General features: G+C 45.6%; 5 protein-coding genes and 1 pseudogene. 2 read left to right on the top strand and 4 right to left on the bottom strand.

Features of this window, described 5'->3' with window-relative positions:
* Positions 1-98 precede the first annotated feature (98 nt).
* Together ACTIE0_RS23200 and ACTIE0_RS23195 are read right to left on the bottom strand one after the other, a co-directional pair.
* Positions 99-251, bottom strand: a complete 153-nt coding sequence (locus ACTIE0_RS23200) for a hypothetical protein (RefSeq protein ID WP_006623986.1) — start codon at positions 249-251, stop codon at positions 99-101.
* A gap of 364 nt (positions 252-615) precedes the next feature.
* On the bottom strand, positions 616-1,203 hold the full coding sequence (locus ACTIE0_RS23195) for a thioredoxin family protein (protein WP_006623987.1): 588 nt from the start codon (positions 1,201-1,203) through the stop codon (positions 616-618).
* A gap of 149 nt (positions 1,204-1,352) precedes the next feature.
* Here ACTIE0_RS23195 and ACTIE0_RS23190 point away from each other — a divergent pair, with 149 nt between their 5' ends.
* Together ACTIE0_RS23190 and ACTIE0_RS23185 are read left to right on the top strand one after the other, a co-directional pair.
* Positions 1,353-1,757, top strand: coding sequence for an NIL domain-containing protein (locus ACTIE0_RS23190; RefSeq protein ID WP_006618054.1), 405 nt, complete (start codon positions 1,353-1,355; stop codon positions 1,755-1,757).
* A 10-nt stretch (positions 1,758-1,767) separates the two neighbouring features.
* The gene (locus tag ACTIE0_RS23185; protein ID WP_006623988.1) at positions 1,768-2,208 is read left to right on the top strand and encodes a hypothetical protein; all 441 of its coding nucleotides are present in this window, start codon (positions 1,768-1,770) and stop codon (positions 2,206-2,208) included.
* Here ACTIE0_RS23185 and larE read toward each other — a convergent pair.
* Positions 2,205-3,032 (bottom strand): ATP-dependent sacrificial sulfur transferase LarE, encoded by an 828-nt coding sequence (gene larE / locus ACTIE0_RS23180; RefSeq protein WP_006623989.1) that lies wholly within the window; start codon positions 3,030-3,032, stop codon positions 2,205-2,207. The two genes, ACTIE0_RS23185 and larE, sit on opposite strands and share 4 nt — an antisense overlap.
* 194 nt (positions 3,033-3,226) lie before the next feature.
* A pseudogene (locus ACTIE0_RS23175) lies at positions 3,227-4,008 on the bottom strand (DUF4912 domain-containing protein); the annotation flags it as partial.

Genomic DNA, 4,008 nt, shown 5'->3' with positions numbered 1-4,008 from the left:
CCAGTTAAGGCTTAAGCTGGTCAGCTACCTGAAAGCGGGGGGCACGAAGCCCCCGTGCTTCAGCCGGGGGTGCTGACGCTGACTCTATCCCCTAGCGTTTACTTCAGGGCTGGGGAAGGATTTTTACAGGGAGTTCCTTCAAACGGGCTAGGACCTACTTCTGGATAAGCATCGTCAGTGGGGCTAAAAATCCGAATCACTGCTTCGGTTAGGTAAGCCATCATATTTGATAGTTTAGACATCATATTCATAAGAAAACCTCACTTTTCTCTTGCCTTATATACCTACTATACTAGATGAAATTTCTGGATTTGCACAATATTTGCAATATTTATTTGCAATCAACGGATAATTCACCATAATCGATAAATCATGTTATAATATATAGGTTTGCCTCCGTCTCCGTCTCCGTATCATCTACCTAGCTAAAATCAAGCGATCGCCTTCTCTAAGCAACTCCCTAAAATCAGTACAATTACTCAAAGAATATCCTCGGAAAGTTTAGTTAACAAAAATCACAGTTTTTTTTAAGTTTTGATAATTTTTGTAAAAAACAGTTAATAAAAAGCGAGATCCGCCGCCAAGAGGCGGGCAATGTAGCCCGCCCGAAAGGCTTTAGAGTTTGACTTGGCTACCGTGTGCGCGAGGATCGGTGTTAGCATCCCCAGAGGGGACAACAGGGGCTTTAAAAGTGGAAACCTGCCCCATAGTTTCGACTGTTGGCATCAAATTACCAGCGATCAAAGCATCTAAACGAGACCCTAGGTTAGGTCGGGGAATTTCTCCGATCGCCTCCCCCATAACTTCAGCTTGATCATTGAGAAAGACAAAATGGGGAATCCCATCAACTCGATACTTGAGAATTTCCGGGAGCCATTTAGTATTATCAACATTGAGCATGACAAAATTAATGCGATCGCCATAACTATCGCGCAGATCTGCCATATCTTCAGCCATAGCCTGACAGGTTGTACACCAATTAGCATAAAACTCCATCAAAGTCGGTTTACCATTACTCAAAGCCACCTCAAGAGGGGTTGATTCCGTGGCCAGTTCCGTTAAAGATATAGAGGTAGCATTAGTTCGGAAACCCCAAAAAACCAAGACACTGAGAACAATTGCCACAAGAGCAATCAGAAAGTTTCTCAAACGAGTTGTGAATGAAGAAGTAGTTAAACTAGAATCAGATGGATTTGTACTCATTTAATGCAGCTAGTCACACAGATGATCGTCTTGGGTACAGTGTAGCGAATTAGACAAGTGCGGGGAAAATAGAAAGCGATCGCCCCACCAAAACAGCCACCATTGGTGATCGCATGGTATGATAGAGATGCTGTATTCTGCCGGGAAGCATGAAAAAACGAGTCACTTTGACTTTTCCCAAACGTTCAGTGCAGATGCCAATTACCTACCGACTGGCCAAAGATTTTAATGTAGCTGCTAATATTATTAGAGCGCAAGTGGCCCCTAATCAGGTAGGAAAACTGGTAGTAGAGTTATCGGGAGATATAGACCAACTCGAGGCGGCGATCGATTGGATGCAATCTCAAAACGTGACAGTTTCCCTAGCCAGTCGAGAAATTATCATTGATGAACAAAGCTGCGTAGACTGTGGACTATGTACAGGTGTATGTCCGACAGAAGCACTAACTCTCAATCCCGAAACCTTTTATTTAACATTTACGCGATCGCGTTGTATTGTGTGTGAACAGTGTATTCCCACCTGTCCCCTACAAGCGATTTCCACCAATTTATAATCTGGTAGCCATGAAATCCCATCAGATCGCGCCTATGCTTTGGGTGTCAATTTTCTTACTGATGCTCACCTATATGGTGTTTGGGTGGGATTTATTTAACCGACAAATAGAGTGGCACTTTTGGGTAATTATTAAATTAACTATTATCTTACTCGCCCTGTTTTTCACAGTTCCTTTAGAGAATTTAAGCCGTCCTCTCAATCGCTGGTTTCAGTCAAATATTGGCGCTTTTTTATCTGTAGTGGTCGGTGCTTTCTTACTGGTAGTATTAGCCACCAGGATGGAAATTTTTACCACTCTTCTGATGTCTTTATCCGCCACCATTCTCACCCGTATGGAACTACAAACCCACAGCACCAAAAACTGGCAGGCATTTTTAGTCCTGTGTCTGGTGTCAATGCTGGGGTTAGTAGTCGGCTGGCAACTTCATCACCTAGCGAGTATAATTTAGGTGTAGGTAACGAGGAGTTCCGGTTGTAATACTTGATTTAATTTACCACTACGATATCCTTCTAGGTCTAAGGTAACATATACAAAACCCAATTCCTGAAAAGTTTTCACTAAAAGTGGCAAATCATTTTGAATTATAAACTCCTGAATTTGTGCTGGTGGCAGTTCAATCCTAGCCGTGTCTCCCTCGGAGCGCACCCGCAGATTTTGCCAACCCAAACGGCGCAAATAAACCTCAGCACGTCCGACCCTCTGCAATTTAGCGATCGTGATTTCTTCTCCATAGGGAAAACGGGAACTTAAACAAGGTTGAGAAGGCTTATCCCAGCAACTTAACCCCAGATATTTAGAGATTTCCCGTACCTCAGCTTTAGTAACTCCCACCTCTGCTAAAGGCGATCGCACTCCCCTTTCCTTAGCGGCTTGCACTCCCGGGCGATAGTCCTGCAAATCATCAGCATTCACACCATCAACTATGTATAAATAACCCCGTTGTCTAGCTAAGGGTTTAAGCTGGTCATGCAGTTCACTTTTGCAGAAATAACAACGGTTAACCGGGTTAGCGGTGTAATTAGGATTAGCCATTTCCTGAGTGTAGATTTCCTCATGAGATATGCCAATCATCGCCGCCTGAATGCGAGCATCTTCCAAATCTTCCGGTAACAGGGAAGGCGAAACAGCGGTGACAGCTAAAGCGCGATCGCCCAAAATATCATAGGCAATTTTCGCCACCAACGTACTATCTATTCCTCCCGAATAGGCAATTAATGCCTGCTCCATTTCAGCAAATAGGGATTGAAGTTGTTGTAATTTCTCGATCACCATAGTTTTTTGTGTTATTTACCCGTAATTACAGGTTATCATCTTCCCTCGGTTATGGCATACCCCCTCTCTACTAGGAGCGATCGCACAGACAAAAATTGAGCCGGGGGGTTTCGCATCAGGAAAACTCCGGCTCATGTTCTTAATTCGCAATTGCTAAGATCAGACTTTCATCATCGGTTATATCGCTTAATATCCTAACCCACCCACTCTAAAACGGCTTCCTCGCGGGTATTAGTGTGACGTTCGGGAGTTTCACGATTAAACTTCATGTGAATCGAACGGGTTTGCTCACCATCAGCAGCAACAGCCATAATTGGATAGTCAAATTGACCATCAGGGAAATACATTTGGAATCGGAACGTACCATCAGGATTGAGTTGAATCGGTCGTCCGCCAATACTAACCTTAGCATCAGGCTCAGTTGCACCATAAATGATTAACTCAGCATCAGCCACCAACCAGAATTTACGGGGACGAATGGGAGGCATTGATGCAGCCATCCCAATACCAGACATCCCGATACCGGACATAGAGTAGCCTAGGGCGGAACCGGACATAGTGAAACCGATACCAGACATCCTTTCCGCCATTCCGACACCGGACATTCCCACGCCGGACATGGAGTAGCTTAGGGCGGAACCGGATTCGGTCATTCCCACGCCGGACATGGAGTAACCCATACCGACACCGGACATTCCCACACCGGACATAGAGTAGCCTAGGGCGGAACCGGATTCGGTCATTCCCACGCCGGACATGGAGTAACCCATACCGACACCGGACATTCCCACACCGGACATAGAGTAGCCTAGGGCGGAACCGGATTCGGTCATTCCCACGCCGGACATGGAGTAACCCATACCGACACCGGACATTCCCACACCGGACATAGAGTAGCCTAGGGCGGAACCGGATTCGGTCATTCCCACGCCGGACATGGAGTAACCCATACCGACACCGGACATTCCCACACCGG

It is taken from the genome of Limnospira sp. (assembly GCF_051859755.1).
GTDB lineage: Bacteria > Cyanobacteriota > Cyanobacteriia > Cyanobacteriales > Microcoleaceae > Limnospira > Limnospira fusiformis.
This window is presented reverse-complemented; position numbering and strand designations above follow the sequence as displayed.